Origin of the sequence: Pseudomonas sp. K5002, assembly GCF_013386655.1 — a bacterium.
In the GTDB taxonomy this organism is placed as follows: domain Bacteria; phylum Pseudomonadota; class Gammaproteobacteria; order Pseudomonadales; family Pseudomonadaceae; genus Aquipseudomonas.
The window spans coordinates 1-368 of sequence record NZ_JACARK010001748.1; the positions used below are offsets into that span (position 1 = coordinate 1).

The 368-nt window shown below is 66.0% G+C and carries 1 pseudogene; it reads right to left on the reverse strand.

The annotated features are described in order from the left end of the window. A pseudogene (locus tag HX846_RS39075) lies at positions 1 to 368 on the reverse strand (GntP family permease); the annotation flags it as partial.

Below are 368 nucleotides of genomic sequence, written 5' to 3' on the forward strand. Positions count from 1 at the left end.
CCAGCCCAGGCAGATCACCGCGGCAATCACCGCCAGGCCCAGCGCGATCAACGGCTCACCGAGGAACTTCAAGGTCAGTGCCACCGGGCTTTCCGGCGACATGGCAACCTTGGCCAGGGTGCTGCCGAGCATCAGGATCACCGGCAACAGGATGATCAGCAGCGACACACCAAAACTCGGCTGGCGCGGCGCCTTGGGCGGTGCGCTGAACAGCGCGCCAATGTCGGCCGGCTCATCCACGTGCATGCGCTTGGACAGCCAGTTGCCGTACAGCGGGCCGGCCAGAATCACGGCCGGCACTGCCAGGCAAAAGCCCAGCAACATGGTCAGGCCCAGGTCGGCGTGCAACGCGCTGACCGCAATCAGCG